General features: G+C 38.4%; 23 protein-coding genes and 1 riboswitch. Of the genes, 14 read left to right on the top strand and 9 right to left on the bottom strand.

Going from position 1 to position 24,426, the window contains the following annotated elements; all coding sequences use genetic code 11:
* Positions 1-57: 57 nt before the first annotated feature.
* Entirely contained in the window at positions 58-1,440 is a 1,383-nt protein-coding gene (locus F1E73_RS01240) for an FAD-binding oxidoreductase (protein ID WP_150450895.1), read from the top strand.
* A gap of 170 nt (positions 1,441-1,610) precedes the next feature.
* Here F1E73_RS01240 and F1E73_RS01245 read toward each other — a convergent pair whose 3' ends face one another.
* The 5 genes from F1E73_RS01245 to F1E73_RS01265 all read right to left on the bottom strand — a co-directional run bounded on the left by F1E73_RS01245 (position 1,611) and on the right by F1E73_RS01265 (position 6,213).
* Positions 1,611-2,291 (bottom strand): type 1 glutamine amidotransferase domain-containing protein, encoded by a 681-nt coding sequence (locus tag F1E73_RS01245; RefSeq protein ID WP_150450896.1) that lies wholly within the window; start codon positions 2,289-2,291, stop codon positions 1,611-1,613.
* A gap of 48 nt (positions 2,292-2,339) precedes the next feature.
* Complete coding sequence (locus F1E73_RS01250; protein WP_086476737.1) at positions 2,340-3,338, bottom strand: NADP-dependent oxidoreductase; 999 nt, start codon at positions 3,336-3,338, stop codon at positions 2,340-2,342.
* A gap of 70 nt (positions 3,339-3,408) precedes the next feature.
* Positions 3,409-4,002 (bottom strand): TetR/AcrR family transcriptional regulator, encoded by a 594-nt coding sequence (locus tag F1E73_RS01255; protein ID WP_150450897.1) that lies wholly within the window; start codon positions 4,000-4,002, stop codon positions 3,409-3,411.
* Positions 4,003-4,324: 322 nt separating this feature from the next.
* The gene (locus F1E73_RS01260; RefSeq protein ID WP_086476739.1) at positions 4,325-4,660 is read right to left on the bottom strand and encodes a hypothetical protein; all 336 of its coding nucleotides are present in this window, start codon (positions 4,658-4,660) and stop codon (positions 4,325-4,327) included.
* Positions 4,661-4,893: 233 nt separating this feature from the next.
* Positions 4,894-6,213 carry a Na+/H+ antiporter NhaC family protein gene (locus tag F1E73_RS01265; protein ID WP_086476740.1) on the bottom strand — a complete coding sequence of 440 codons (1,320 nt, stop codon included), beginning with the start codon at positions 6,211-6,213 and terminating at the stop codon, positions 4,894-4,896.
* Positions 6,214-6,262: 49 nt separating this feature from the next.
* Positions 6,263-6,361: riboswitch (SAM-I-IV-variant riboswitch) on the bottom strand.
* Positions 6,362-6,684: 323 nt separating this feature from the next.
* Here F1E73_RS01265 and F1E73_RS01270 point away from each other — a divergent pair.
* Positions 6,685-6,879 (top strand): cold-shock protein, encoded by a 195-nt coding sequence (locus F1E73_RS01270; RefSeq protein WP_086476741.1) that lies wholly within the window; start codon positions 6,685-6,687, stop codon positions 6,877-6,879.
* Between the two features lie 90 nt (positions 6,880-6,969).
* Here the strand turns inward: F1E73_RS01270 and F1E73_RS01275 are convergent, their stop codons facing one another.
* Entirely contained in the window at positions 6,970-7,563 is a 594-nt protein-coding gene (locus F1E73_RS01275; protein ID WP_223883329.1) for a Pycsar system effector family protein, read from the bottom strand.
* Positions 7,564-7,839: 276 nt separating this feature from the next.
* Between F1E73_RS01275 and F1E73_RS01280 the strand changes: the two genes are divergently transcribed.
* A complete protein-coding gene (locus F1E73_RS01280; RefSeq protein ID WP_086476743.1) occupies positions 7,840-8,325 on the top strand; it encodes a hypothetical protein in 486 nt (161 codons plus the stop codon).
* On the top strand, positions 8,297-10,189 hold the full coding sequence (locus F1E73_RS01285; protein WP_150450898.1) for an adenylate/guanylate cyclase domain-containing protein: 1,893 nt from the start codon (positions 8,297-8,299) through the stop codon (positions 10,187-10,189). Before F1E73_RS01280 ends, F1E73_RS01285 begins: the two co-directional genes overlap by 29 nt.
* 41 nt (positions 10,190-10,230) lie before the next feature.
* Here F1E73_RS01285 and F1E73_RS01290 read toward each other — a convergent pair whose 3' ends face one another.
* The gene (locus tag F1E73_RS01290; RefSeq protein WP_150450899.1) at positions 10,231-11,124 is read right to left on the bottom strand and encodes a hypothetical protein; all 894 of its coding nucleotides are present in this window, start codon (positions 11,122-11,124) and stop codon (positions 10,231-10,233) included.
* A gap of 392 nt (positions 11,125-11,516) precedes the next feature.
* On the opposite strand from F1E73_RS01290, the gene cls reads away from it, so the two are divergent.
* From cls to F1E73_RS01310, 4 genes are all read left to right on the top strand, one after another.
* Positions 11,517-12,971 (top strand): cardiolipin synthase, encoded by a 1,455-nt coding sequence (gene cls, locus F1E73_RS01295; protein WP_150450900.1) that lies wholly within the window; start codon positions 11,517-11,519, stop codon positions 12,969-12,971.
* Between the two features lie 246 nt (positions 12,972-13,217).
* Positions 13,218-14,231, top strand: coding sequence for a zinc-binding alcohol dehydrogenase family protein (locus F1E73_RS01300; RefSeq protein WP_150450901.1), 1,014 nt, complete (start codon positions 13,218-13,220; stop codon positions 14,229-14,231).
* 476 nt (positions 14,232-14,707) lie between these two features.
* A complete protein-coding gene (locus tag F1E73_RS01305) occupies positions 14,708-15,028 on the top strand; it encodes an Hsp20/alpha crystallin family protein (RefSeq protein ID WP_223883330.1) in 321 nt (106 codons plus the stop codon).
* 182 nt (positions 15,029-15,210) lie between these two features.
* Positions 15,211-15,735, top strand: coding sequence for a hypothetical protein (locus F1E73_RS01310; RefSeq protein ID WP_191088972.1), 525 nt, complete (start codon positions 15,211-15,213; stop codon positions 15,733-15,735).
* 107 nt (positions 15,736-15,842) lie between these two features.
* On the opposite strand, the gene F1E73_RS01315 is transcribed toward F1E73_RS01310, so the two are convergent.
* Complete coding sequence (locus F1E73_RS01315) at positions 15,843-17,144, bottom strand: MFS transporter (RefSeq protein WP_223883331.1); 1,302 nt, start codon at positions 17,142-17,144, stop codon at positions 15,843-15,845.
* 179 nt (positions 17,145-17,323) lie between these two features.
* Between F1E73_RS01315 and F1E73_RS01320 the strand changes: the two genes are divergently transcribed.
* Together F1E73_RS01320 and F1E73_RS01325 are read left to right on the top strand one after the other, a co-directional pair.
* Entirely contained in the window at positions 17,324-17,863 is a 540-nt protein-coding gene (locus tag F1E73_RS01320) for a CIA30 family protein (RefSeq protein ID WP_223883332.1), read from the top strand.
* Positions 17,864-18,226: 363 nt separating this feature from the next.
* Positions 18,227-19,609, top strand: a complete 1,383-nt coding sequence (locus F1E73_RS01325; protein ID WP_150450903.1) for a transglutaminase-like domain-containing protein — start codon at positions 18,227-18,229, stop codon at positions 19,607-19,609.
* A gap of 20 nt (positions 19,610-19,629) precedes the next feature.
* Here F1E73_RS01325 and F1E73_RS01330 read toward each other — a convergent pair whose 3' ends face one another.
* Complete coding sequence (locus F1E73_RS01330) at positions 19,630-19,878, bottom strand: hypothetical protein (RefSeq protein ID WP_150450904.1); 249 nt, start codon at positions 19,876-19,878, stop codon at positions 19,630-19,632.
* 476 nt (positions 19,879-20,354) lie between these two features.
* Here F1E73_RS01330 and F1E73_RS01335 point away from each other — a divergent pair, with 476 nt between their 5' ends.
* The 4 genes from F1E73_RS01335 (at position 20,355) to F1E73_RS01350 (ending at position 24,315) form a co-directional block, all read left to right on the top strand.
* Positions 20,355-21,668: a DEAD/DEAH box helicase gene (locus F1E73_RS01335; protein WP_150450905.1), complete on the top strand. Its 1,314-nt coding sequence runs from the start codon at positions 20,355-20,357 to the stop codon at positions 21,666-21,668.
* Positions 21,669-21,767: 99 nt separating this feature from the next.
* Positions 21,768-22,814: an ArsO family NAD(P)H-dependent flavin-containing monooxygenase gene (locus tag F1E73_RS01340; RefSeq protein WP_150450906.1), complete on the top strand. Its 1,047-nt coding sequence runs from the start codon at positions 21,768-21,770 to the stop codon at positions 22,812-22,814.
* Positions 22,815-23,014: 200 nt separating this feature from the next.
* Complete coding sequence (locus F1E73_RS01345; RefSeq protein WP_150450907.1) at positions 23,015-23,899, top strand: DUF4382 domain-containing protein; 885 nt, start codon at positions 23,015-23,017, stop codon at positions 23,897-23,899.
* 224 nt (positions 23,900-24,123) lie between these two features.
* On the top strand, positions 24,124-24,315 hold the full coding sequence (locus F1E73_RS01350; RefSeq protein WP_026814272.1) for a cold-shock protein: 192 nt from the start codon (positions 24,124-24,126) through the stop codon (positions 24,313-24,315).
* Positions 24,316-24,426 lie beyond the last annotated feature (111 nt).

Raw genomic sequence — 24,426 nt, forward strand, 5'->3', positions numbered from 1 at the left:
CATCAATAATGCTAATAGAAAAAGAATAATAAAAACGAACAGTTAAATTATTGAATTATGGAAATGGTTGTAGATATGGATACGGGTATTGTAGCCTCCTTTACGGAGCAAATAAAGGGGGAGGTAATTATGCCGTCTCACGAAGATTATCATCGTAGCAGAAAGGTATATAACGGGATGATAGATAAAAGTCCTGGAATGATAGTAAAATGTGTTGATGTAGCCGATGTAATAGCCTCCGTTAACTTTGGGCGAGAAAACAACTTATTGATTGCCGTGAGATCTGGGGGACACAATGGAGGTGGTTTGGGAATATGTGATGATGGCCTGGTTATAGATTTATCGGGTCTCAAAAATGTCCGCGTGGATACCTCCAATAATACGGTACGGGTAGGCGGGGGCAACCTATGGGGCGAGGTAGACCATGCTATCCATGCCTTTGGATTGGCTATTCCCTCAGGAATAATATCTACCACTGGCGTTGGGGGCCTAACACTTGGTGGAGGAGTAGGTCATCTTTCCAAGAAATTTGGACTTACCATTGATAATTTAGTGGAGGCCGATATGGTCTTGGCGGATGGTAGTTTTGTAACGACAAACAAAGATCAACACTCAGATTTATTCTGGGCCATCCGTGGGGGTGGAGGAAACTTTGGGGTGGTAACCTCCTTTAAATTTCAGGCTCATCCCATTAAAACTGTAATTGGTGGGCCAACCCTATGGCCAATAGAACAGGTAGCGGAAATTATGGCGTGGTACGATAAATTTATCAGGAGTGCTCCGGATGATCTAAATGGATTTATAGCTACGATGGTTATACCTGGACCTCCTTTTCCAGAATTCCTACACAATAAACAGTTTTGTGGAATTGTGTGGTGTTATACTGGGGATCCCGATAAATTTGACGCGCTCTTTAAAGAGGTTTTGGATCTTAACCCCATATTTCAACATGTTGGAGAAATGCCGTATCCTTCTATTCAAACTTTATTTGATAACATGCTTCCTCCAGGCCTGGAATGGTATTGGAGGGCCGACTTTTTTAATGAATTAGGGCAGGAAATACGGGAGGCTCATTTGGAATATGGTTCTAAAATTCCGACCGTTTTATCCCAGATGCATTTATACCCAATACTAGGTGCTGCCAGTAGAGTTGGGCCAGAGGATACTGCCTGGGCCTATAGGGATGCTAGCTATGCGGGTGTTATTGTGGGGGTAGACCCTAATCCAGAAAATAGGGAGCTCATCACAGATTGGTGTAAAAATTATTGGAAAGCCCTTCATCCGTATTCGGCAGGAGGAGCCTATTCAAATTTTATGATGAATGAGGGACAAGATCGGGTAAAAACTAGCTACCGACACAACTATGATCGACTGGTAAAAATGAAGCAAAAATACGATCCCACTAACTTGTTTAAGGTCAATCAAAACATAAAACCATAAGAATTGATCTTATTAATATAAGCATTGTAGAGTTACGTTCCAGAATTTACTCAGGTAGTTAAAAAAGGAAGAGTTTGACTATAAGTAGTGGTTTAGCCTCTATTTTTCCCAAGTGAAATAGAGGCTAAACCTGCTAATTACCCATTATAGCGTAATATAATTGTAATAACCTATTTACTTAAGGCCTCTAGTAGCTTTTCTGCCACTAATTTGGAGGAAGCGGGATTTTGCCCTGTAATTAAATTTCCATCTTGAAGCGCATAAGCCTCCCAATCTCCCGCTTTGGAATAGATACCTCCCTTTTCCTTTAGCATATCCTCTACCAAAAATGGAACCACATCCTTAAGTTGAACCGCAGCTTCCTCAGAATTGGTAAATCCCGTTACTTTTTTTCCTTTTACCAAAGGACTGCCTTCACTGCTAGTAACCTCTTTTAGTGCGGCTGGTGCGTGACAGACAAAAGCAATAGGTTTCTTTTGATTATTAAAACTTTCAATAAGTTGAACAGACGTACTATCCGTTGCCAAATCCCATAAGGGACCGTGACCACCTGGATAAAAAACGGCGTCATAATCACTCGCTTTTATATCGGCTAATTTATAGGTGTTTTTAATTTTTTCCTGCGCCTCCGGATCCTTCTTGAAACGCTCCGTATCCTCCGTACGCGCATCTGGAGTGTCACTGCTGGGATCAATAGGGGCAGGGCCACCTTTGGGGGTAGCCAAGGTTATGGTTGCGCCCTTATCCAATAAGGTATAGTAGGGATTGGCAAATTCCTCGATCCAAAAACCCGTTTTCTTGCCAGTGTCGCCCAATTTATCATGGGATGTTAATACAAATAATATGTTCATCTTCTTAATTTTTTAGATTAGTAATTCATTTATCGATTATTAAAATCATTATGCTTTAACAATCATTTTCCCTTTGTTCTTTCCTTTAAAAAGGTCTAGAAATGCTTGGGGCGTACTTTCAAATCCCTCTACAATAGTTTCCGTATAGGATAACTTACCCTCTGCTAGCCATGTTGCTAATTGTTCTATTGCTTCAGGGAATTTGTCAGCGTAATTAGAGACGATAAACCCTTGCATTAAGGCACTATTTTTAATTAGGAAGGGCTGTACACTTATACTTTTCGGTAGTTCGGTATTATTATATACGGAAATAGCACCGCAAATAATCATTCGTGCAAATCGGTTAATGTTAAAGAGTACTGCATCGGATATGGGTCCGCCTACATTGTCAAAATAAATATCAATTCCATTGGGACAGGCTTTTTTCAGCGCGGCAGTCATATCTTCGGTACTGTTGTAATTTATAGCGACATCAAATCCAAAATCGGATTCCAGCATTGCTACCTTCTCATCCGTACCTGCTATACCCACTACTTTGAGACCTAATATTTTTCCAATCTGTCCCACAACGCTTCCAACGGCCCCTGCAGCTCCCGAAACCACTAAGGTTTCTCCCGCTTTTGGTTTTCCAATTTGTGTAAGGCCGAGATAGGCGGTAAGTCCCGTCATACCCAATATGCCCAAATAAGCACTAAGGGGAGCCTTATTTCCGTCTATTTTTAATAAGCCCTCTCCTGTGGAAATTTGACTCGTTTTCCATTCTAACATCCCAGATACAAATTCCCCTTCTTTAAACTGATCGTTTTTGGAATCCACTACTTTGGCAACCACGCCAGAAGTGATAGGTTTCCCCAATTCAAAAGGAGGGATATACGATTTGGCATCGCTCATTCTACCCCGTAAATAGGGGTCTACGGATATATAAGTGGTTTCCAAAATCATTTCTCCCTCCTGGGGTTGCAGTTCTTCCTCTGTGCTTATAAGTTTAAAATCCGATAAAGTGGGGGTGCCCACAGGGCGCTGGTTTAATAGTATTGTTTTTGTCATAATGTTCTATTTTAATTCAATTATTATTGAATACTGATTATTATACTTAATAAGGAGTTTTTAGCTTAACTCATTTAAATCTATTTGGAACCGATATACTGTTCCATGCTGCCCGGTACGCTTGTTCCAAATCTACCTCATCTATTTTAAAGGCACCTCGGTTTTGCATCACCATAAGAAAAGACAATGGGTTTATAGTATATGCGTAGAGTAGGTAGGGGGAAATGGGTTTAATAATATCTTCCTTTTGTCCGCGCTCCCATAAATCTAATAGCGGCTGCAAATGCACCAATCCTTTTTGTCTACTATCCTCCGAAATCATAGGGGTATTGTCACATTGGGCTAAAAACAAAGCTTCTTCTGTTTCCTTTAGCTTGAAATCGGCAATCCGCCTCCAGATAATTTCAAATCCGGCTTCTACCGGTAATTTAGGATCATAGTTTTCAAAGGCATAGGAAGTAAATTGCGATTTTACTTCCAAGTATACCTTGTTTACTAAATCTTGCTTGTTTTCAAAGTATAGGTAAATAGTAGCTGGGGACACATTGGCCATTTTTGCAATTTTGGACATTGGGGCAGCATGAAAGCCATTGTTGTTTACTAAACTGATAGTCGCTTCCATTAAAGCATTCCGTTTATCAATACTTTTTTTAAGTTTTACCATAACATATTGGATTAAGGTGGTTTACCATCCATATATTGGAGATATAAAACCAAAGGTATTGCGAAAGTAGCAAAACTGAATGAACATTCATTTTTCTAATCCGACTTTAACAGGAAATTAGTACCGTGTGAAGCCTTGGTAAAAGGGGACTAGTATGCGATTGTGCAAAATAAACTGGGGGAATAACTGTTGGGGGAGATTAAACTTATATCTCTTCAAAACAAGTATGATGGGTATTTAAATTTTTGGATGAAATTTTAGCTGTTTAAAGATAATGAATAAGGATAAGATAAAATTATACGCCTTGTGTTTATAGTGCGTGTTAGTATAATATATTATCAAGGTGCTGACGCAATCTATCTTCACTTAAAAGAAAGTTCTTATCCGTTTTAAACACCGTCATAACCTCCTGTTTAATTTGGCTTAGTTCTTTATAGGAATAATCGAATACAGCAATACCATTTTCAATTTTCTCTATACAACTGTCCTCATCATCATTTAAAAATTCGGCATACACGCGATCAAAGGTTCCCCCGTCAATTTTAGATTTTATAAATTCCAATTCTTCGGCCGACACCCTAGCGTCTGCATTGGCACAAAGCAGCAAAATATAAATTTTCAATTCTGTTTTAGACCAGTGGAATCTGTTGTTTTTCATGGTCGCATCGTTTTTTAACGTTCAGATAATAATGACCTCACAGTCTTTTTAGCTTTTTTTATTCTCATAATTATACAGGCATAGCCTCCCATAGACTGAAGCGCTTATATAAAGCATTATCCAACTAAAATCCAAGAGGCTTGGGACGAAGGGAGCCTATTGGTGTCCGAAAGAATAGTTTATATTATCGAAGGATAAAATCACTATAAAATACAGCTCCCAATTGAAGGTATCTAATTAACAAGGGCTTGTCTTTTGCCGAATAATGGCCTAATACCGATAAAAAGTAGCGTCCAAATTAAAAGAATATAAAGGTACCAGCTGTTAGAGATGAGTTCTAAATAATCCAATCTTCCTTTCGAAAGGCTTAAAATCATCAATACCTGTGCACCATAAGGTAGTAGTCCTTGTGATATACAAGAGAAAATATCCAAGATAGAAGCAGTTTTCTTATTGTCTAACCCGTAGTCATCGTTTATTTTTTTGGCAATAGATCCTACAATTATAATAGATACCGTATTGTTTGCGATCGCCATATTAACGCTTGCTACCAAGGCTCCAATGCCATACTGTGCAGAAGCTTTACCTTTTATTAGGCCCTTTATCTTTTCAAGAATATAGGCAATCCCCCCATTTTTTGCTACCAAAGCAGCCAAACCACCTGAAAGAAGAGACAACAAGAATATTTCCGTCATATTGGTAAATCCAACATAAGCAATCTTAGTCGATTCCAGTAGCGTGAAATCCCCATACAGGATTCCTAGTGCGCCACCGGACAGAACACCTAAAAGCAGCACTACAAAAACATTAACCCCTAAAACAGATAGGGCAATAACCAATAAATAAGGCATAATTTTTATAGCGGAATAGTTTTGGGAAACCACTTCGGCATCTTGGTCCTGGACCCCCAATCCTTGAATAATGAGGATTAGGATAGTGAAAAGTGCAGCCGGTAGGGCAATTTTAATATTCTGTTTAAACTTATCACTCATCTTACAGCCAAGAGATTGGGTAGCTGCAATAGTGGTATCGGAAATTAATGATAGGTTATCTCCAAACATGGCGCCCCCCAATAAGGCACCGCACATAATTGGGAGGGAAACATTACCAGCATCGGCAAAGCCTACTACTATTGGCGCCAAAGCGACTATAGAGCCTACGGAGGTCCCAGTGGATATGGATAAAAAGGAGGCTATAATGAAAATTCCAAAATAAATATATTGGAGGTCTATATAATGTAATCCAAAATTAACAATGGCATCTACACTACCTGTAGCTTCGGTGATAGCGGCAAAAGCCCCGGCCAAGAGATAAATAAGGCACATGGTCAGTATCTTATCATCTCCACATCCTTTCAGCAGCGTCCCAATTTTAGAATTTATAGACCGTTTAAAAATTAAAAAGGCAACTATAATTCCGGCAATAACCGCTATGGGGGAAGGTAAAGCGTAAAAATCATTTAGGTAGATCCCAGCGCCTAAGAAAGTAAATACAAAAACCAATAGAGGAATTAAGGCTGAAAAATTGGGGCTGGGTTGTTTTAGGGATGCCATTTGATATGTTTAATGGAATTTCAAAAAGAAGCGGGTTGGCCATGGAAATAGGGGTAACATTGGTTCCAAATCCATTTGGCTTATCCCTTTAGCACCTTGCTCGTTAATGCAGGTTGCTATCCCTTTTTGGAGATTCTTGATAATTAAGTGGGCAAAAATAACCCTTTACCTTACAACAGGTCTCTAAAAATGGGATTTTTATTTTATGGGTTCATAGGTTTCATCTTAGCTACGGTGGCTAAAGGTTAAAAACAGTGGGAGTCTTAGGGAAAGAAGGCTTTAGGTGGGGTAGCTACTAAGATTTACAGAGGATATTTTGTAGCAAAAAAAAGGATAAGGGCTGAGATTCCTGCTCTAAAAAATAGGGCAAATTTGAAAAAAAAATGAAATAAATCAAATAAATTACTGAATTCTAAATTATTGTCACCACATTTGCATACTTAAAGTATTTACAATTTAATTATTATTACAATGAACAAAGGAACAGTAAAATTCTTCAATGACACTAAAGGTTTTGGTTTTATCACTGAAGAAGGCGTAGAAAAAGATCATTTTGTACACATCTCTGGATTAATTGACGAGATTCGCGAAGGCGATGAAGTTTCTTTTGATCTTCAGGAAGGTAAAAAAGGATTGAACGCAGTAAACGTAAAAGTAATCGACTAAGATATATTTGAATGTTTATAAAAGCCTGTCACGTAATGTGACAGGCTTTTTTTTTTGCCTTTTAATCGGGGATTGGCTTTTTGGGAAGCCTTATTCAGATAGAACCGAAATAAAAATTCCGGAAACTAGTAAAAGAAACAATAACAGGAGGCTAAAAGCCAAGAAGCGAATAGCTCTATTTACAAGTTTAAATTTTGCATCGGCGATTTTAGAATTAACATAAATTTGCTGTCCCAATTGATCAAAAAGCTCCACCTCATCCAAACTAACCTTATAAAAGGTTTTTGAAAATTCTTTTATCCCACCATACTTGGTAATTACATCTTCGAAAAAAAACATATTCTTATCAAATTTCCCCTCAATCTTGGGCATAAAACAGCGAATACTAAAATAAATAGACGCTATGGTAAGGCAGGTCCATACTGCCATTAATAGGTAGATATAGGTATACTCCTTGGCTGTAGACAAAATGTGAGCATGATTTAGATAAATAATATTAAACAAAATACCATAAAAAGAGAGAATGAGTCCGGCCTTTATTTCCGAGGCTTTAATGAGTCCAAAGACATAATTGATACTTCCCCAATAATGATCTACTAAGTCTTCCGTATGGCTTCCTCTTCTATAGGGTGGCATTAGTTTTTCTGTATGTAATTCTTTTGGTGGTTGCTGTGGTTGGTCCATAAATCAAAGCTTATATATCTATTAAGGGGGTATTGCTCCAACACCTTTATGCAAGAACTACTACAAGATACTAAATACCCTTCATTAAATTGTTTTACAGATTCTCCTTTCCTCATTTTTTTCATAGACTTAATGAGTTGTTTTGTGCCAATTTGTTACATTGGATAATTAATAACTCCCTTCCGGACATTAAAAGGGGTGATTCGTCCTAATTTTAGACCTACCAAAGTATTTGTATACTACTTTAAGGAGAATAATCTATAAATATGTCCGACTATGTGTACCTCTAAGAACTATTTCGTTTTATTAGTAATGGCATTGCTGATGTTCCAAGGTATTACCTATGCACAAATTACACATGTTGTAACCCTGCACGTAGATCCGGAGTATTTGGACCAGGGCAACAACAAGAAAGCTTATTCCTTTACAGTAAGCGATGAAACTGAAACAGAAAATGAAGATGATCCTGAGACCTTCACTATTATTGTAAATGAAGAGGATGAAATTGCTTGGGAAGGTGTTACCAAAGAGGGAGAGGCTATAGATATAGAAGCAATAATCATAGAAGATGATGTTGACAATCCCCACCGAAGAAATATATTTAGAAGTAGAAAGCTTAACGGTAGAAGGGGGCAAGATCACCCTAGAAAAAAGGTGAAAGGGAAGGTAAAAAAGAACACTAAGGGCAACACGTATAAATACATCATTCAATTTAGTCTAGAGGGTAATACCTATGAAATTGATCCGAAAATTAGGGTGTAAGTCTAATTCTCCTATTGGTTGGTGTACTTCCTCCGTCTATGGGAACCTATGGCTTTGTCTTAAATTAAGGATTTTCTACTTTAGCCTATGCCTAGCATGTTCTTCCATTAGCTATGGCCAGAATCAAATTATTGCCGATAGTCTTGAGTCCATCTATCTTTCTGGTAACTATGGCCCTCATGATCGCCTACAGATTTTAGCCGATTTGGCAAAATATCACCCTATCCCTGAAAAGTCCTTACTCTATAGTGAAGAACTCCTAAAAACAGCCTTAGAACTTGATAGCACGCGGTATATATTTACTGCTTATAAAGAAAAGGGAAATTCACTTAGACTAAAGGGAGATCTTAGTGAGGGATTGGCCAGTTACTTCAAGGGGGTAGAACTTGCAAAGAAGGAAAATTTAATCCAAGAACTGGGCTTGATGTATATCGCCATTGCCAATGTGTATTCCATTATGGGGAATCACAGCAACACCATTTTAAATTACAAGAATGCCATTGAAATAATGAAGGAACTGAAAGATTCCTTGAATTATGCCGTAGCCTTGGAAAATCTAGGAGATGAATACAACGTGAATATGGCTAAGCCAGATTCAGCCCTAATATTTTTTAAGGAATCTGGAGCTATTTTTAAAGCCTTGGATTACAAAACTGGCTTGGCATATAACTTAGGGAATATTGGATTGGCCTACGCCCAATTAGGAGAACCTATCATTGCGGAAAAGAAAATCTCCGAGGCCATTACCCTTTTGGAAACCCTGGGCGATTACTATCCTATTTGTGTTTATCTCACCTATATGTCTGACATCTACATGGAACGAAACGATTGGGATGCTGCCTTGGGTTATGCCCTTAATAGCCTAAAACTTGCTGAACAATACGAGCTAAAAGATCAAATAAGTGCTGCCTATTTACAACTTTCAGATTTATACGACAAAAAAGGGATGCCTAGTGTGGCCTTTGATTATTACAAACAACATATTGTTTACCGGGATAGTGTAAAGAACATAACAGCCGTTCAACAAATGGCCGATATGCGCACCAAATATGAGGTATCTCAAAAGCAAATAGAAGTAGACCTCTTAAACCAGCGTCAAAAAACCCAACAGGTAATTGTTATTGCGACGGCCATCGCCTTATTTTTAATTGGGCTTTTGGCTTTCGGACTCTATAGGCGTTATAGATATATAAGAAAAACAAAACAGATCATAGAGCGTGAGAGGGACCGATCGGAAAAGCTACTTCTCAATATACTCCCCGAAGAAACTGCCGCAGAATTAAAGCTAAATGGAAGTGTAGAAGCCAAAAAGTTTGAATCCGTTACTGTATTGTTCACAGATTTCGTAGGGTTTACCCATTATGCCGAAAATTTACCTCCCGAAAAACTGGTAGAAAGTATAGATTTTTATTTTACCAGGTTCGATGAGATTATGGAAAAATATGGGTTGGAGAAGATAAAAACCGTAGGGGATGCCTATATGTGTGCAGGCGGACTCCCTTTTCCCTCCGAGGATCACGCCTGTAGAATGATACAGGCTGCTTTTGAAATTCGCGATTTTGTTATAAATGCCAAAAATGCCCAACAAGAATCGGAAACTAGGTTTAATATCCGAATAGGGATTCATACGGGACCTGTTGTTGCAGGAATCGTAGGGACCAAAAAATTCTCTTATGATATTTGGGGAGATACGGTAAATGTAGCCTCTAGAATGGAATCTATGTCCGTCCCGGGGAAAATCAATATTTCACAAAACACCTACGATTTTGTAAAATCGGATTGTAAAAGTGACTATCGAGGGGAAATCCAGGTGAAAAATCACGGGAAGATCCGCATGTATTTTGTAGATGAATGTAATTTATAGGAAGTAAGAAAGTTTCAAAGCAGTAGTCGTCAGGATCTACCTCACTCTACCAATCTATTTAGTAGCGCCTCAATTAAATCGCTATTGGTAGAGATGGTTGTGCTATACTTCTCCAGTCTTTTTCCAAAATCATCGGTCTCCACAACGGTTACATGGATGTCAAAATAACCGTAATCCCTTACCTTGTTATGGCGGTCTACAGACACTGGGAGCAAGGGGAACCAATTATTTTGGTGTTTTGCTAGCATAGGACTGTTTTCATCGTATGGATTGCCTATCTCCATATTGGAGAAACGATATTCAAAACTGGCAATTTCTTTTTTATTGAATGATTGACCGGCATCTACCCAGGTAGAAACCAAACGTACAGTGAGCAATACATCCAAATTTTCATCGCCTTGGTTTAATTTGGCTTTCGCAAAATACACGGCAACCTCTGTTGGGTTTAAGGACATAAAAGTTTTTTCGGGATTTAAATCGAAGTGAAAAATAAAATTACTGGCAAGTTCAGACGTGGTAGTATTTTCCTCTTTGTGGGAAATCCTTGCGTATCTTCTCAATTCAAAACCCCTGTATTTTGGAAGTAAAATATTCTCTCCACTCCCAGGGATATAAAAGTCATTCCCAGATCTACTTTCGGCATACGAAGCCGTATATTTTTGCGCTTCCTTATGGATCAATGTTTTTGTACCGCTAACTCCCCACTTAATAACCTGGGGTATAAGTAAGCCAAAAATAGGAGTCATTAACCCTTGGTTTTCCTCTGTTACCAAGGAATCTTCTGCTTTCAGAAGTATCAGCTCCACTTCCTCTCCTTTAACCGCATAAGAATTCTTGTAAGCTCTACAGCCCACCAATAAAACAATAGAGAGGAAAAGGAAACTCCCTTTTTTCACCAGTATTGAGAATGGTAGATATGAATAATATGGCTTCATACTAATTGGGTCTTTTAGAGGGGGAAGTGCAGCACTAGCGGGTTTCATTTTATAGAGACCCCTATAAATTTAATAAATTATGACCCAATACCATCATTATCCACTTCAAAGCTTTTAATTTATTTATTGAAAAAGGATAAAAGCAGTTTACACTTTGCCCTAATCACTGGTATCGATTAAATATAGCTGCTACCCTCTATTAATCGTTGGGTTATGCCTATATTTATTCTATCAGGAGACAAGGTTTCACTTTAGAATATTTGTCTATGGCAGGGAAAGATAAATGATAAATATGGGTAATGGACCTCATACAAACCATGTATTATGCACAGATCTCCGTTCGTTTCAGGTGACGATAGTGCAAAACTATATAAATCTATTAGAAGCTATTTATGAATTGGATATTAATCGTGGAATTTGCCTACCTACTCTTAGTATTTTTGGTGGTCCTCCGCGTGCTGTATGACACCCGAAGTGGGGCAAAGGCACTTGCGTATATCCTATTCATTGGCCTCATTCCGATTGTGGGTATATTGTTCTATTTCTGGTTTGGGGTCAACTATCGGAAAAGAAAGCTCTATACCAAAAAAATAGTACAGAACGATAAATGGCGTGCAGGGATAAAAAATAGGATTTTCACCTATTCTTCCGGAATATTGAATTCTGGACTCATCCCAGATAAGCATCGGAACCTAGTAGAATTTATCCGCAAGTCTAGCTACAGCCCTTTAACCGGCAACAATACAGTGAAGCTTTTATTTAATGGAGAGGAGAAATTTCCACAACTCCTTAAAGCTTTAGAGGCTGCCCAGTCTCACATTCACATAGAATATTATATTTATGAGAACGATGCAACAGGGAATGCCATAGCACAGGTATTGATTAAAAAAGCACAAGAGGGGGTGGAAGTCCGTTTCTTGTACGACGATTTTGGAAGTCATAACCTAGGGACCCAGTTTCTAAGAAGATTAACCGATGCTGGTGTAGAGACAGCCCCCTTCTATAAAATAAAATGGTACGCCTTGGCCAGTCGCCTTAACTACCGCAACCACCGAAAAATCATAGTAATAGATGGTAAAACCTCCTTCATAGGGGGGATCAATATCAGTGATAAATACAGAAACGACACTAAAGAAGGTAAGGGATTGTATTGGCGAGATACTCATTTGATGATTCAAGGCAATGCTACACTATACTTACAATACGTATTTCTGTGTGATTGGAATTTTTGCAGTGAAAACAAGTTGGAATTTATGCACAAATATTTCCCACCCATAGTAGAGGAGGGGGAGATTGCGCAAAAATTGGTGCAAATTGTACCATCTGGGCCCGATTCTACCTTGCCCGTTATTTATTACTCCTTAATTCAGGCAATTGGGGCTGCAAAAGAGCAAATATTAATTACCAGTCCCTATTTCATTCCTGGAGAGAGTTTAATGGATGCACTTATTATAGCTGCAAAAAGTGGGGTAGTGGTAAAAATATTGGTCCCTGGTATTTCGGACTCCAAAATGGTGAATACAGCCGCTAGGTCTTATTATACCGAGTTATTGCAACATGGGGTACGGATATACCAGTACAACAAAGGATTTGTCCATGCAAAAACTATGGTGATAGATGGGGAATTGGCAATTGTGGGTTCGGCAAATATGGATTATAGAAGCTTCGACCTTAATTTTGAAGTGAACGCCATGCTTTACAGCGATCATTTTGCAACTAAAATGCAAGATGCTTTTATGGAAGATTTAAAACATTCCATGGAGATAAATGCCCTTAACTGGTTGCAACGGCCAAAGTATGTCCATTTATGGGAGCGAATCGTACGCCTGCTTTCCCCATTTCTGTAAATCACCTACATAACCATTTAATTGATTAAATATCTAGTAATTAGGTTATTGCCAGCCTTTAAGGAAGTAAAGATTTAAACGTTTTTTAATTCAAGGAATAAAACAATGGATTTAATGGACCCAACATTTTGCTAATTCCTATAACTGTAGTAATTTAATGTATCCCGAAACACTTAATAGCTCAACTACCTAAACAGCTCCATTTTTTTTTGGAGTTGTAATGGTTAACAATTAAACAACTGATAAATGAAGGCAATAGGATTTAAACAATCGTTACCCATATCCGATCCAAATAGTTTTATAGAGTTCGAAATAGAAAAGCCTAAGCCAAAAGGACACGATCTATTGGTGAAAATAGCTGCTATCTCTGTGAACCCGGTCGACTTTAAGATTAGGCAGAGTGCTGCCAAGGATACGGTCTTAGATACTCCCAAGATTATTGGCTGGGATGCTGTTGGTACGGTAGAAGAAGTCGGTGATAAGGTATCCAAGTTTAAGGTAGGGGACCAGGTGTATTATGCGGGGGACCTAACCAGAAGTGGAAGCAATGCTACTTATCAATTGGTAGATGAGAGAATTACTGGTTTTAAACCACAAAAGCTAAGCCTTGCAGAAGCTGCTGCAATCCCATTAACCGGATTAACGGCATGGGAAACGCTATTTGACCGTATAAGGGTAGACCCAATAACCGATCAGGGGAAAACTGTATTGATAATAGGAGGTGCCGGTGGCGTAGGGTCTATTTGTATACAATTAGCCAGAAAGGTGGGAAATTTAACCGTAGTTGCTACCGCATCTAGGCCCGAGTCTGCACAGTGGTGTACAGCTCTAGGCGCTAACCATGTAGTAGATCACCGCTCGTTACAGGAAGAGTTGGACAAATTAGGGCATAGCCAAGTAGATTATATTTTAGATTTTGTTGATCTAAAAGCCTATTGGGAAGTGGCCGCAGAAATTATTAAGCCTCAGGGACATATAGTGTCCATTACCGGTAGTACTGAACCCTTGCATTTAAATCTGCTGAAAAATAAAAGTGTTACTTTCTCTTATGAGTTTATGTACACCCGCTCTATGTACCACACCGATGATATGGACAAGCAGCATCGGATTCTTAATAAAATTGGCCGACTATTAGATGCTGGTAAATTAAAGCCCACCTTAAATACTACCCTAACAGGTTTTACTGTTGCTAATCTAAAAAAAGCACATCAACTACAGGAATCTGGTAAAAGTATCGGAAAAACTGTGATTCTATACTAATATAAAGCCATCTTCTCTATTAAGGTAGATGGCTTTTATTAATCCTATCATTCAAAGAAGTTTAGCCTAGAAAGGTTAGGTATACGTCAATATCTCAAATAGGCAATTTGTTTTGAGGAAGAAACTGTAAAGGCGTCAAAATGACAGTGTTACGAGGTTTTTATGTCTTAATTACACCGGTATTTTCTGCAATTAAGTCAGCTCAACTCTAAAGAAATATTAAAATCCGTATCCGTTTCCGTCCTATGCCAATTTGGTATTTATTTTGCTTGTAATAGTAATGAATTTATTGTTTAACTTAAATCTTAATTATTATGAGCACTTTAGTTAATGTTCCTAAGAACGGAGGTTTGACAAGCAGAAATTCATCTAAAACTTCAAACCTTCCAGTCTGGTCTTCTTGGATCGACGAATTTTTTAACGGTGGGTTACCTTCAGTACTTTCCCAAAATTTCAATTCGGGTATAAGTCTTCCTATGGTAAACATCAAAGAAACTGCTGAAGCATATTTTGTTGAGATGGCCGTACCTGGTCTAAATAAATCCGATTTTAAAATAGACATCGATAATCAAGTACTTTCCATTTCCGCTGAACTAGAAGAGGAGAGTGAGGATAAACAAGAGAATTACACCCGTCGTGAATTTGGTTACTCCTCCTTTAAGCGAAGTTTTAACTTGCCCGAAACTGTAAACGAAGAACATATAGAGGCTAAGTATAACGAGGGAATCTTAAGCGTTCATCTCCCAAAAAAGGAAGAGGCAAAACAAAAACCTGTAAGAACTATCAAAATCTCCTAAGAAGAGAGGATTCAAGGGAGCTACTGAAGCTCCCTTTCCCTCTTTTATAAAATGTTTTACCCTAATCGGTACTAATTTTAAAGGTGACAAGGAAGTAATTGGGGAGTTTAGTCCACCTGCTTCACTCGTTTAAAAGTATATCGAATAGACCCCTTTGATACGTAATGCTAAAATAATTTATTATGAAAAAAATAATCGTACTAATAGTATTCGCATTGTTAACTACAGCTTGTAAAGGACAAGAGAAAAACAAAATTGCCGACCACAAAAAAGAACAAATCGAAAAAATTACTGAACAACCAAAAGGAACTTGGAGGGTAGATAAGGAATTTGATGAACATGGAAACCTAATACGATACGATTCCATTTATTCTTGGTCGTCCATAGATAATTATGGAAGCTGGCCCCAAACCCATCCGGATAGTATATTACAGTCTTTCCGTTCCAAGTTCAATAGGAGCTTTAAAGAGTGGGAGGGATTTGGAAACCTATTTGTTGAAGATTCCCTCTTTACCAATCAATTCTTTAACGAAGGGTTCTTTGAAAGCGAATTTGGTAAAGATTTCATGGACTTGGATAGGGTTAGGGAACGTATGGAGACTTTGCAGCGTCAATTCATGAAAAGATATGGGGCTCAATTAGATTCCATCCAAAATATTGAGTCTCAAACTGGGGATAAACATTCGAAGACATTTTTGGGCATCTGATTAATTGCACCTATTCCTTAGGAAGATCAGGTGCACCCATCAATGTTAAGGGAAGGGATAAGGTTAACATAGGTCATTCCTTAAATAAACAAGTTAGCTGACTTCACTTATTCTACGTTTGGAAGTTTATAACTTTTATAGGCGCCTAAAATTCCGAACAAGGAAAGAACTAAAACCACTCCTTCTGTGGAAATTATAGATGCTAAAGCACTAATTCCCCCTGTTACCAAGAGAATAAGGCCTATAATGGTATTACTTACTGATACATAGTCGGTACGTTTATTTCCTCCTGCCATGTCCACAATATAGGTCTTCCGTCCCAGGCGTACTCCACTATGTGCTATTCCCAATAAAAAAAATGCCGTAGGATATAGCCAAGAGGCATTTCTTAGGAAGGGAACATAAGAGATTAGGAAGAACATTATTACTCCTAGCATGGAAGCAATTATGGCAGAAACCACCATTACATTCTTACTGGAAACATCGGCCATCCTTCCCCAGATAGGAGCACTTAATATGGAAGCTAGTCCATTTACCAAGATAAATAACCCCAATAAATAGCCTTCCTTTCCCAATATTTCTTGTGCAAGCAACACATAAAAGGGCGCGGTTAGCGCAGAACAAAGTAAAAGCGATCTTGCAATCATAAAGTTTCTGAATTTTTTATCGCTGCGTACAATATTCAATCTTTCCATAGCTTCTTTCCATCCGTTTTTCCCTCCTGAAGTTTCTCCGGGAAACTCCCTGATCATGGCATAGATTATTGCAGCAATCAACCACATACTAGCTGCGAAAAATAGGGTGTAGCTATAAAAGGTAATGTCTGCGCCATTTTCGGATTGATACATTAAATAGAGTCCGGCCAACAATACCAAAATCCCAGAGGCGGAAGCGGTATATCCCTTTAGCTTCCCTCTTTTTTGTTTCGGAATGGTCTTTCCCAATACATCTTTGGAGGCAACAGAACACAGTCCCCTGGACAAACTGAAAAGGATTAGAAACAACATAATTATCCAACCGGCCTTGCTACCCGTAGTATAAAGTGTAACTAAACCAATAGCCGTTACACTAAGACATTGCAAAATACTACCCATCACATAGACCCACTTTCTTCTTTCTTTGGTTCTAATATAACTTGCAATCACAATCTGAGGAAGCATAGAACCCGATTCACGTACTGGTACAATAAAACTGATTAGATAAACCGGGGCATTCACATAGCTCATTACCCAAGTTAAGACCGTTTTGGGATTGCTTAGGGTATCACCAAGTTTGGTAAAGGTATTGCTGAGCATTATTAAAAAATAATTTTTGGGCGTGTATTGACAAGCTTCCTCATTGATCTCTTTACAAGATCGTGCATCCTCCTCGTTATTCAAGTAATCATATAAATCTTCGGTCCAACGCATTTTGTTCATTTGATAAGTAAAATGGTAAAGTAGCTATATTTTAAATTCGCCCTAAAATTAATGCATTTGACCCTTACCCGTACGGTAGAAACTTTAAATGCACATATAGACGCATTATTCAAGTAAATATGTTATGATATCTTTCTAGTAATCAATATATTAAACTAATCAAAGTTCAGATGAAAATTTTAATAGTTCTAATGGTTAGTATCATGTCTCAAGTAACCTCCATGCTTATCTTTGATTTTAAGAACACCAAGGATCTTTCAAATTGGGTTGTAGTAGATGATGGGGTTATGGGCGGATTGTCGCAGGGGTCAATAAAAATGAGTGCTGCGGGGAATGCAATTTTTACAGGTACGGTTCGCTTAGAAAATAATGGCGGATTCTCCTCTATGCGTTATGAGTTTACCTTAATGGAAGTTTCTAACTTTAAGGGGGTTAAACTTAGAATTAAGGGAGACGGAAAATCCTTTCAGTTCCGGATAAAGGAAAAAAGCTCCCAACGATATTCCTATATCCAAAACTTTATCACCTCTGGAGAATGGGAAACTATTACTATCCCTTTCTCTGAATTTTATCCGGGTTTTAGGGGAAACCGATTAGACATTCCTAAATATTCCGGAAAGGAAATGCAAGCGATTTCAATTTTAATCGGTAATAAAATTGAGGAGTCCTTCTCACTGGAAATTGAGAAAATATTGCTGTATGCCCACTAGCTGTTCTAAAAAGAGATTTAAATATAAAGTATTACCATCACAAGGGGAATCCATGAACTAGACGCGGTTGTGATGCCATAGAATTAGTTTATTACAGGATAAAGTAAAGACCTTCTACCAATTTTAGAGGACCTTTATTGTAGTTTATATCTTGATTAATCCATTCAAATAATTCATTTTTCGGTAGTTATAATAAACAAAACTTCACAAAATACTTCTGCTAAACTTCATCTGCTAAACTTCATCGTACCCACCTTCAAATTCAGCCGTTTATGAATAGCGCCAGCAAATGAAGCGGTTGCAACCTATTTCTATTGGGAGAACCGTAGAATTATTGTAAATTCAGACAAATATCTATCGCTTATGAAACGTCATCCACTATTTTGGGCATTGTTCCTTGCCATTTTCACTGCTTGTAATTCCTCCGAAAAACAAAAAAAAGGCGATAATCCGACAGTAGTAAGGGAGGCTCCCAAGGTGGTTACAGCAGATATAGAAGAAGGTATTAAAGCGAATATTGCTAAAAAAGTGGCCGAAGGGGATGGCTATTTTCATATGTCTACAGAGGATAAGGAGTTACGCCTACAATTGGTACGTGTACATACGGAATATCTTTCTAATTTAGGTCCCCAGCGGCATTTTGCTTGTGTAGATCTAGCCGATATTAGTGGCGATGTATACGATGTTGACTTCTTTTTGGACGGGGATCCGGGAAATATGTCAGTAACAGAAACCACCTTACACAAACTAAATGGAAAACCATTTTACAGTTGGAAACAGCGGGAGGATAAAACTTGGTACAGGGTTCCGGTGCAAGATGCCTCTCCAGATTTATTGGGTGTAAAGGAAGGTAAAGATCAATTTGAATTTCATTACGAAGTAACATTTCCAGAGATTAAGGAGGCTGCTAGAATATGGGTACCTATGCCCCAGACAGATCGCTTTCAAACGGTAAAATTGCTACGTATAGATACTCCAGTAGAACCCCAGCAATTGCGTGATAAACAGTACGACAACTCCGTGCTTTTTTTAGCCTTGTCCCCGGAGCATAGCGGAAAGACAATGAAATTAGTCTATGAGGTAGAAAGGCTAGAGAAAATGCCTTATGAAGAGAGTGCGTCTCCCTCTAGATATTTAAATCCAAGTTTATTGATGCCGGTGGGTGACCGATTCCAAATCTTGGCCGATTCTATTATTGGAAGCAAACGTACGGAGGGCAAAATAATGCAGGCCAGAGCATTGTACGACTATGTTATAGATAATATGCGTTATATGAAGTCGGGCACCTATGGTACTGGGGATGCCGTATATGCCTGTGACGCCCTTAGTGGAAATTGTACAGAGTTTCACTCCTTATTTATATCCTTGGCACGCTCTGCAGGAATTCCATCTAGATTTGCTGTAGGAGCTTCCATTCCATCAGATCGGGATGAAGGAGGAATAGACGGGTATCATTGTTGGGCAGAATTTTTTGCGGAAGGAAAATGGTGGCCTGTAGATATTAGTGAAGCTAATAAATACACAGCACTTGCCACCTACTACTTTGGCCGACACCCAGCCAATAGAATCGAATTCAGTAAGGGACGGGACCTTCTTTTGGAACCTGGACCTTCTTCTGGCCCCATTAATTTTTTGGCATATCCAGTTATGGAGATAGGCAATAGCCCCGCTTTCCCTAAAACGTTTTTCTCATTTTATAGGAAAGTGGTGCCAGATGCCACGCCCAAAACATTAAGCCTAAGATAATAAATCAGGATGGGGTTTTCCTAACCTTCTGGATGCTCTCCTTCCTCTTTGGTAGGATGATCTGTACTATCTTTTGCGGGATGCTCATCAGCTTTTTTGGCGGGGTGTTCGTCCTCCATGTGCTGCTCTTCACCTTCAGGGTGATCTGACTGCACTTGCGTGTTTTCCTTCTTCTTTTGGTCTCTGCAAGAGCTTAAGGATACTGCAGCAACAAAAGTGAATAAGAGCATTACCAAAAGGTAGGATTTAAATTTTTTTAACTGGCTCATAACATTTAAGTTTTAGTAATAAATTCTTCAGGTACCTCCTGAATTAAGCACTTAATTATGTTAAATATAGGGAATTTTAACAGATTCAGGGTAGAAGTGATGAATTAATAATAGTCTGACCTCGACTAGGGTACAGCACTTATTTTAATATTTTCCATATTATTCAAGTTAGCTCGAGCGGGGAGTATATCTTTGACTAAATTTAGTTCTTGTAAAAATAATCATTAGGTTGGTCAGATTAGTAGAACTTCCGTTTATCTAGATGCTCAATAGGGTTTGGTTGACGCTATGAAAATTGGATATCTTCCATGTCCTAAATTAGTAAGAGTATAAACTTAAGTTAGATTCCCTAGTTATCCTTTTAATGGGAAGAAGCGTGGGAACAACTAAGAGGGGAGGGAGCCTGTAACCTATGGGCAAGTTGGTAATTTAATAATTTAAAAAGTCCTCCCAGAAATTTAATATAAATAAGCAGTATGCTAATTAACCAAAAGACACAACAAGAAATTTTATCGAAATTAAATATACCTGCCTTGAACCCTATGCAGCTAGAAACGATTTCAGTAATTGATTCAACCGCTAACACGCTGTTATTATCTCCCACAGGAACAGGGAAAACAATCGCTTTTTTGTTGCCTTTATTAAAGGGTTTAAAGCCGGAAGCACAAGAGATCCAAGCCTTGATACTGGTTCCTTCTAGGGAGTTGGCCATACAATTAGAACAGGTGATCCGTTCCATGGGGTCTGGGTATAAGGTTAACGCAGTATATGGGGGAAGACCCATGTCTAAGGACAAGATAGAGTTAAAGCATCTCCCTGCAATATTAATTGGTACCCCAGGTAGGGTTTTAGACCATTTTGACGCCAATAGATTTTCAAAAAAATCTATTACAACCCTTGTTTTAGACGAGTTTGACAAGTCGCTTGAAGATGGTTTTGAAGAGGAGATGAGAGCTATTATCAATCAATTGCCTCATATAGAAAAAAGAATATTAACATCTGCCACACAGGCAGTTAAAATCCCAGGTTTTGTAAACTTTGATAAGCCGAGCGCAATAAACTATTTAACAGTAGGTACTCCCTCAAAATTATCAATTAGCACGGTAGTATCCCCAGACAAGGACAAATTTCAAACCTTGGTAACTTTGCTACAACATATCGGAAATAAATCCGGAATAGTATTTTGTAATTTCAGGGATAGCATAGATTTGGTGAGTAGCTTTTTAAACCAACACAACATTGATCATGCATGTTTTTCCGGTGGGTTAGAGCAAAAAGAACGGGAACGGGCGCTTATAAAATTTAGAAACGGAACTGTTCAGTTACTAATTGCCACAGATTTAGCTGCTAGGGGATTGGATATTCCGGAGTTAGACTTTATTATCCACTATGAACTACCGGTGCATGAGGAAGAATTTACGCATAGGAATGGAAGAACAGCAAGGGTTAATTCCAAAGGAACAGCCTATGTGTTAAAGTGGAAAAACGAGTTGTTACCACTATTTATTAAAGCGTCCACCGGTATTGATATATCCAATAAGACTGCATACATCCCTCCGTTTTGGGAAACGTTATTTATTTCTGGTGGGAGAAAGGATAAAATCTCCAAAGGGGATATTGCAGGTTTATTCCTTAAACGGGGAGGCTTGAAAAAAGAAGAATTGGGAACTATAGAATTAAAACAAGACTGTGCTTTTGTTGCTGTACCCGTATCTATGGCCAGGGAATTAGAGACAAAACTAAATAATACCCGATTAAAAAATAAAAAGGTACGTATCTCGGTTTTGTAATACGGTAGGGTAGGTAGATGCCTCCTAGCTTCACATACACCTTACCATCCGTACATTCACTAAAACAATATTTCAAAATATTTAAACAATACAACAAGCTTGAAAATCTATGATACCATTATCATTGGTGGGGGGCAGGCCGGACTTTCGGTGGCTTACTTTTTAAGAAGGAGCGGTCTAAACTATCTCATTTTGGACGATCAAGAAAAACCAGGAGGGGCTTGGTTGCAGACCTGGGAGCGTTTGGTGTTATTTTCTCCTACCCAATACAACTCATTATCTGGATGGCAAATGCCTATGGGAAAACGGGAATACCCCACTAGAAATGAGTTTATCAATTATCTTACGGCCTACGAGGAGCGCTATAAGTTTCCAGTAGAAAGACCTAATAAAGTGAGGTTGATTGAAAAGGAAGAAGGCACCTTTAAACTACATACCCAAAAAGGGCACTTTTATGCTAAAACGGTGGTAAGTGCAACCGGAACAGCCCAAAACCCATTAATCCCCCAGTATCCAGGACAGACTGATTTTAACGGACTGCAAATCCATTCAGTGGATTATAGAAATACGCAACCCTTTATAGGAAAAAAAGTTTTGGTGGTAGGAGGGGGAAATTCGGGAGCTCAAATATTGGCGGAAGTATCCAAGGTAGCAGAAACGAAATGGGTAAGCTTGCAACCGCCACATTTTCTTCCTGCAGATATTGATGGCCACCACCTATTTAACCAAGCCACCCATAGCTACCTTAACAAGGATACGGATACGTTTAAGCAACAAGTATCTCTAAGCGATATTGTTCAAGTAGAAAGCGTAAAAGACGGATTAAATAGAGGCGTTTACCAGTCGGTAAGACCATTTAAAGTTTTTTATAAAGAGGGAGTAGTATGGGAAAACGGGGAAAAAGAGAAATTTGATGCTGTCATCTGGTGCACTGGATTTAGACCATTCCTACCGCATTTAAAAGGATTAAATGTTATGGAAAATAATCGCGTAAGAACCCAAAAAACCCGCTCCGTAATAGAACCTAGCCTCTGGTTGGTTGGCTATGGCAATTGGACCGGCTTTGCCTCTGCTACCATTTATGGTGTGGGAAAAACAGCCAGGGACACGGCAAGGGAAATTGAAGCTTACTTAAAATCGGTTTGATACTATAAGTCATAGGGAGCATCTTCTTACCTGCTGTATAATACTACACATAAAAAAGATTCTATAAACATCTAGCATAACAAGGATTTTTCTGAATTATAAGTACTATTTCCTATATGTTACTTATCGAATAAAACCAAAACTGAGTAGGGTTTAATTACTCCTAGTTGTTTAGGGTGTAACACTACACTATAAACCTTATGGGGACTAAACCAACCAATTTCATCATATGGTCAATCGTATTAGTTACTTTAAACCTCTTTTACATAGGATGCTCAGAGAACCCTCAAGAAAAAGTAGGTTATGGTCAACTTAACATTCAATTAACGGATGCCCCGTTTCCCCATCATTTAGTATCTGAAGTTAATATAACCATTTTTAAGGTAGATGCAAGGTACAAGGAAGACAGTGGGAAAGGGGAGCAAATAATGGCTAAGGATCAAGTTGATAATTTTGTAATACTGATGACCGAGGAAATACCCATAAACTTGTTAGAGTTTACCAATGGTATTACCAAACCACTTGTAAATACTGAGGTGATGGCAGGCTATTATGATATGATCCGGGTATATGTTGCCGGGGTTAAGGTGGTACTTACGGACGGTACAGTCTTCAATCTAGAAGTTCCCAACGGCATACATACCGGAATTAACGTAGCCGTTACACCTGGCTTAAGAATTAAGGACGGACTTACAGCTGATCTTTTACTGGATTTTGACCTAAAAAGTTCGTTTGTTCCTAAATATAATTCCAGGAACCTAGATAGCATTACAGGATTTAATTTTAATCCAGAAATAAAAGCAAGTAATAGAACTACTTCGGGCACACTCATGGGGGTAATCACAGAAAACCGGAACGGAGTACAAGTAGGTGTTAGGGAAGCTAAAATATCGGTTTATGCTGCCGATACGATCCATGCTTCCACTAGTTCCGATGTAGGTGGTAGTTATATGATGATGGGCTTGGAGGCTAGCAATTACACCCTTAAAATTGAAAAAGAAGGATTTAGAACAACATCCACCCAAGAAGTTATAATAAACCCAGCCAACATAACGGTAAAAGATTTGGAGCTAGGTTCGGAGTAAATGCAACATATGAATTTCATTTATTTGAAAGATTCTAAAGAACTTATGACGCCTCTGGTCCCCGTAGTAGTTTTGATACTATCTATAATAATTAGATGGAAATAAACCGCCAATATTTAGTGGTTGAAAAGCGAATCTGAATTATTTTAAAAAAAACTTAAAATAAAAGCTTGTTCATTGAAAAAATCGCATCACCTTTGCACTATAATTTAATAAATATTAAGATGAATAAAGGAACAGTAAAATTTTTCAATGACACTAAAGGATTTGGATTTATCACTGAAGAAGGAGTTGAAAAAGATCACTTTGTACACATCTCAGGATTAATTGACGAAGTACGCGAAGGCGACGAAGTTGAGTTTGATCTTCAAGAGGGTAACAAAGGCTTAAACGCAGTAAACGTAAAAGTTATCTAATACATATACTTCAAGTTTTATAAAGCCCATCTATTTATTTAGATGGGCTTTTTTACTATGGGGTAAGTCAACTTACCTAGATCACAGTAGGAGGGGAGTGATCCCCAAAAG

The organism is Arenibacter lacus (assembly GCF_008711145.1).
Taxonomy (GTDB): Bacteria; Bacteroidota; Bacteroidia; order Flavobacteriales; family Flavobacteriaceae; genus Arenibacter; species Arenibacter amylolyticus.

What these genes read in the sequence shown, in the direction of transcription:
- F1E73_RS01325 (WP_150450903.1), top strand. Translation starts at nt 18,227, where the DNA reads ATGAAACGTCATCCACTATTTTGGGCATTGTTCCTTGCCATTTTCACT.
- cls (WP_150450900.1), top strand. Translation starts at nt 11,517, where the DNA reads ATGAATTGGATATTAATCGTGGAATTTGCCTACCTACTCTTAGTATTT.
- F1E73_RS01245 (WP_150450896.1), bottom strand. Translation starts at nt 2,291, where the DNA reads ATGAACATATTATTTGTATTAACATCCCATGATAAATTGGGCGACACT.
- F1E73_RS01310 (WP_191088972.1), top strand. Translation starts at nt 15,211, where the DNA reads ATGAAAAAAATAATCGTACTAATAGTATTCGCATTGTTAACTACAGCT.
- F1E73_RS01290 (WP_150450899.1), bottom strand. Translation starts at nt 11,124, where the DNA reads ATGAAGCCATATTATTCATATCTACCATTCTCAATACTGGTGAAAAAA.
- F1E73_RS01260 (WP_086476739.1), bottom strand. Translation starts at nt 4,660, where the DNA reads ATGAAAAACAACAGATTCCACTGGTCTAAAACAGAATTGAAAATTTAT.
- F1E73_RS01330 (WP_150450904.1), bottom strand. Translation starts at nt 19,878, where the DNA reads ATGAGCCAGTTAAAAAAATTTAAATCCTACCTTTTGGTAATGCTCTTA.
- F1E73_RS01285 (WP_150450898.1), top strand. Translation starts at nt 8,297, where the DNA reads ATGAAATTGATCCGAAAATTAGGGTGTAAGTCTAATTCTCCTATTGGT.
- F1E73_RS01315 (WP_223883331.1), bottom strand. Translation starts at nt 17,144, where the DNA reads ATGCGTTGGACCGAAGATTTATATGATTACTTGAATAACGAGGAGGAT.
- F1E73_RS01265 (WP_086476740.1), bottom strand. Translation starts at nt 6,213, where the DNA reads ATGGCATCCCTAAAACAACCCAGCCCCAATTTTTCAGCCTTAATTCCT.
- F1E73_RS01335 (WP_150450905.1), top strand. Translation starts at nt 20,355, where the DNA reads ATGCTAATTAACCAAAAGACACAACAAGAAATTTTATCGAAATTAAAT.
- F1E73_RS01240 (WP_150450895.1), top strand. Translation starts at nt 58, where the DNA reads ATGGAAATGGTTGTAGATATGGATACGGGTATTGTAGCCTCCTTTACG.
- F1E73_RS01345 (WP_150450907.1), top strand. Translation starts at nt 23,015, where the DNA reads ATGGGGACTAAACCAACCAATTTCATCATATGGTCAATCGTATTAGTT.
- F1E73_RS01305 (WP_223883330.1), top strand. Translation starts at nt 14,708, where the DNA reads ATGGTAAACATCAAAGAAACTGCTGAAGCATATTTTGTTGAGATGGCC.
- F1E73_RS01300 (WP_150450901.1), top strand. Translation starts at nt 13,218, where the DNA reads ATGAAGGCAATAGGATTTAAACAATCGTTACCCATATCCGATCCAAAT.
- F1E73_RS01255 (WP_150450897.1), bottom strand. Translation starts at nt 4,002, where the DNA reads ATGGTAAAACTTAAAAAAAGTATTGATAAACGGAATGCTTTAATGGAA.
- F1E73_RS01280 (WP_086476743.1), top strand. Translation starts at nt 7,840, where the DNA reads ATGTGTACCTCTAAGAACTATTTCGTTTTATTAGTAATGGCATTGCTG.
- F1E73_RS01270 (WP_086476741.1), top strand. Translation starts at nt 6,685, where the DNA reads ATGAACAAAGGAACAGTAAAATTCTTCAATGACACTAAAGGTTTTGGT.
- F1E73_RS01320 (WP_223883332.1), top strand. Translation starts at nt 17,324, where the DNA reads ATGAAAATTTTAATAGTTCTAATGGTTAGTATCATGTCTCAAGTAACC.
- F1E73_RS01350 (WP_026814272.1), top strand. Translation starts at nt 24,124, where the DNA reads ATGAATAAAGGAACAGTAAAATTTTTCAATGACACTAAAGGATTTGGA.
- F1E73_RS01250 (WP_086476737.1), bottom strand. Translation starts at nt 3,338, where the DNA reads ATGACAAAAACAATACTATTAAACCAGCGCCCTGTGGGCACCCCCACT.
- F1E73_RS01275 (WP_223883329.1), bottom strand. Translation starts at nt 7,563, where the DNA reads ATGGACCAACCACAGCAACCACCAAAAGAATTACATACAGAAAAACTA.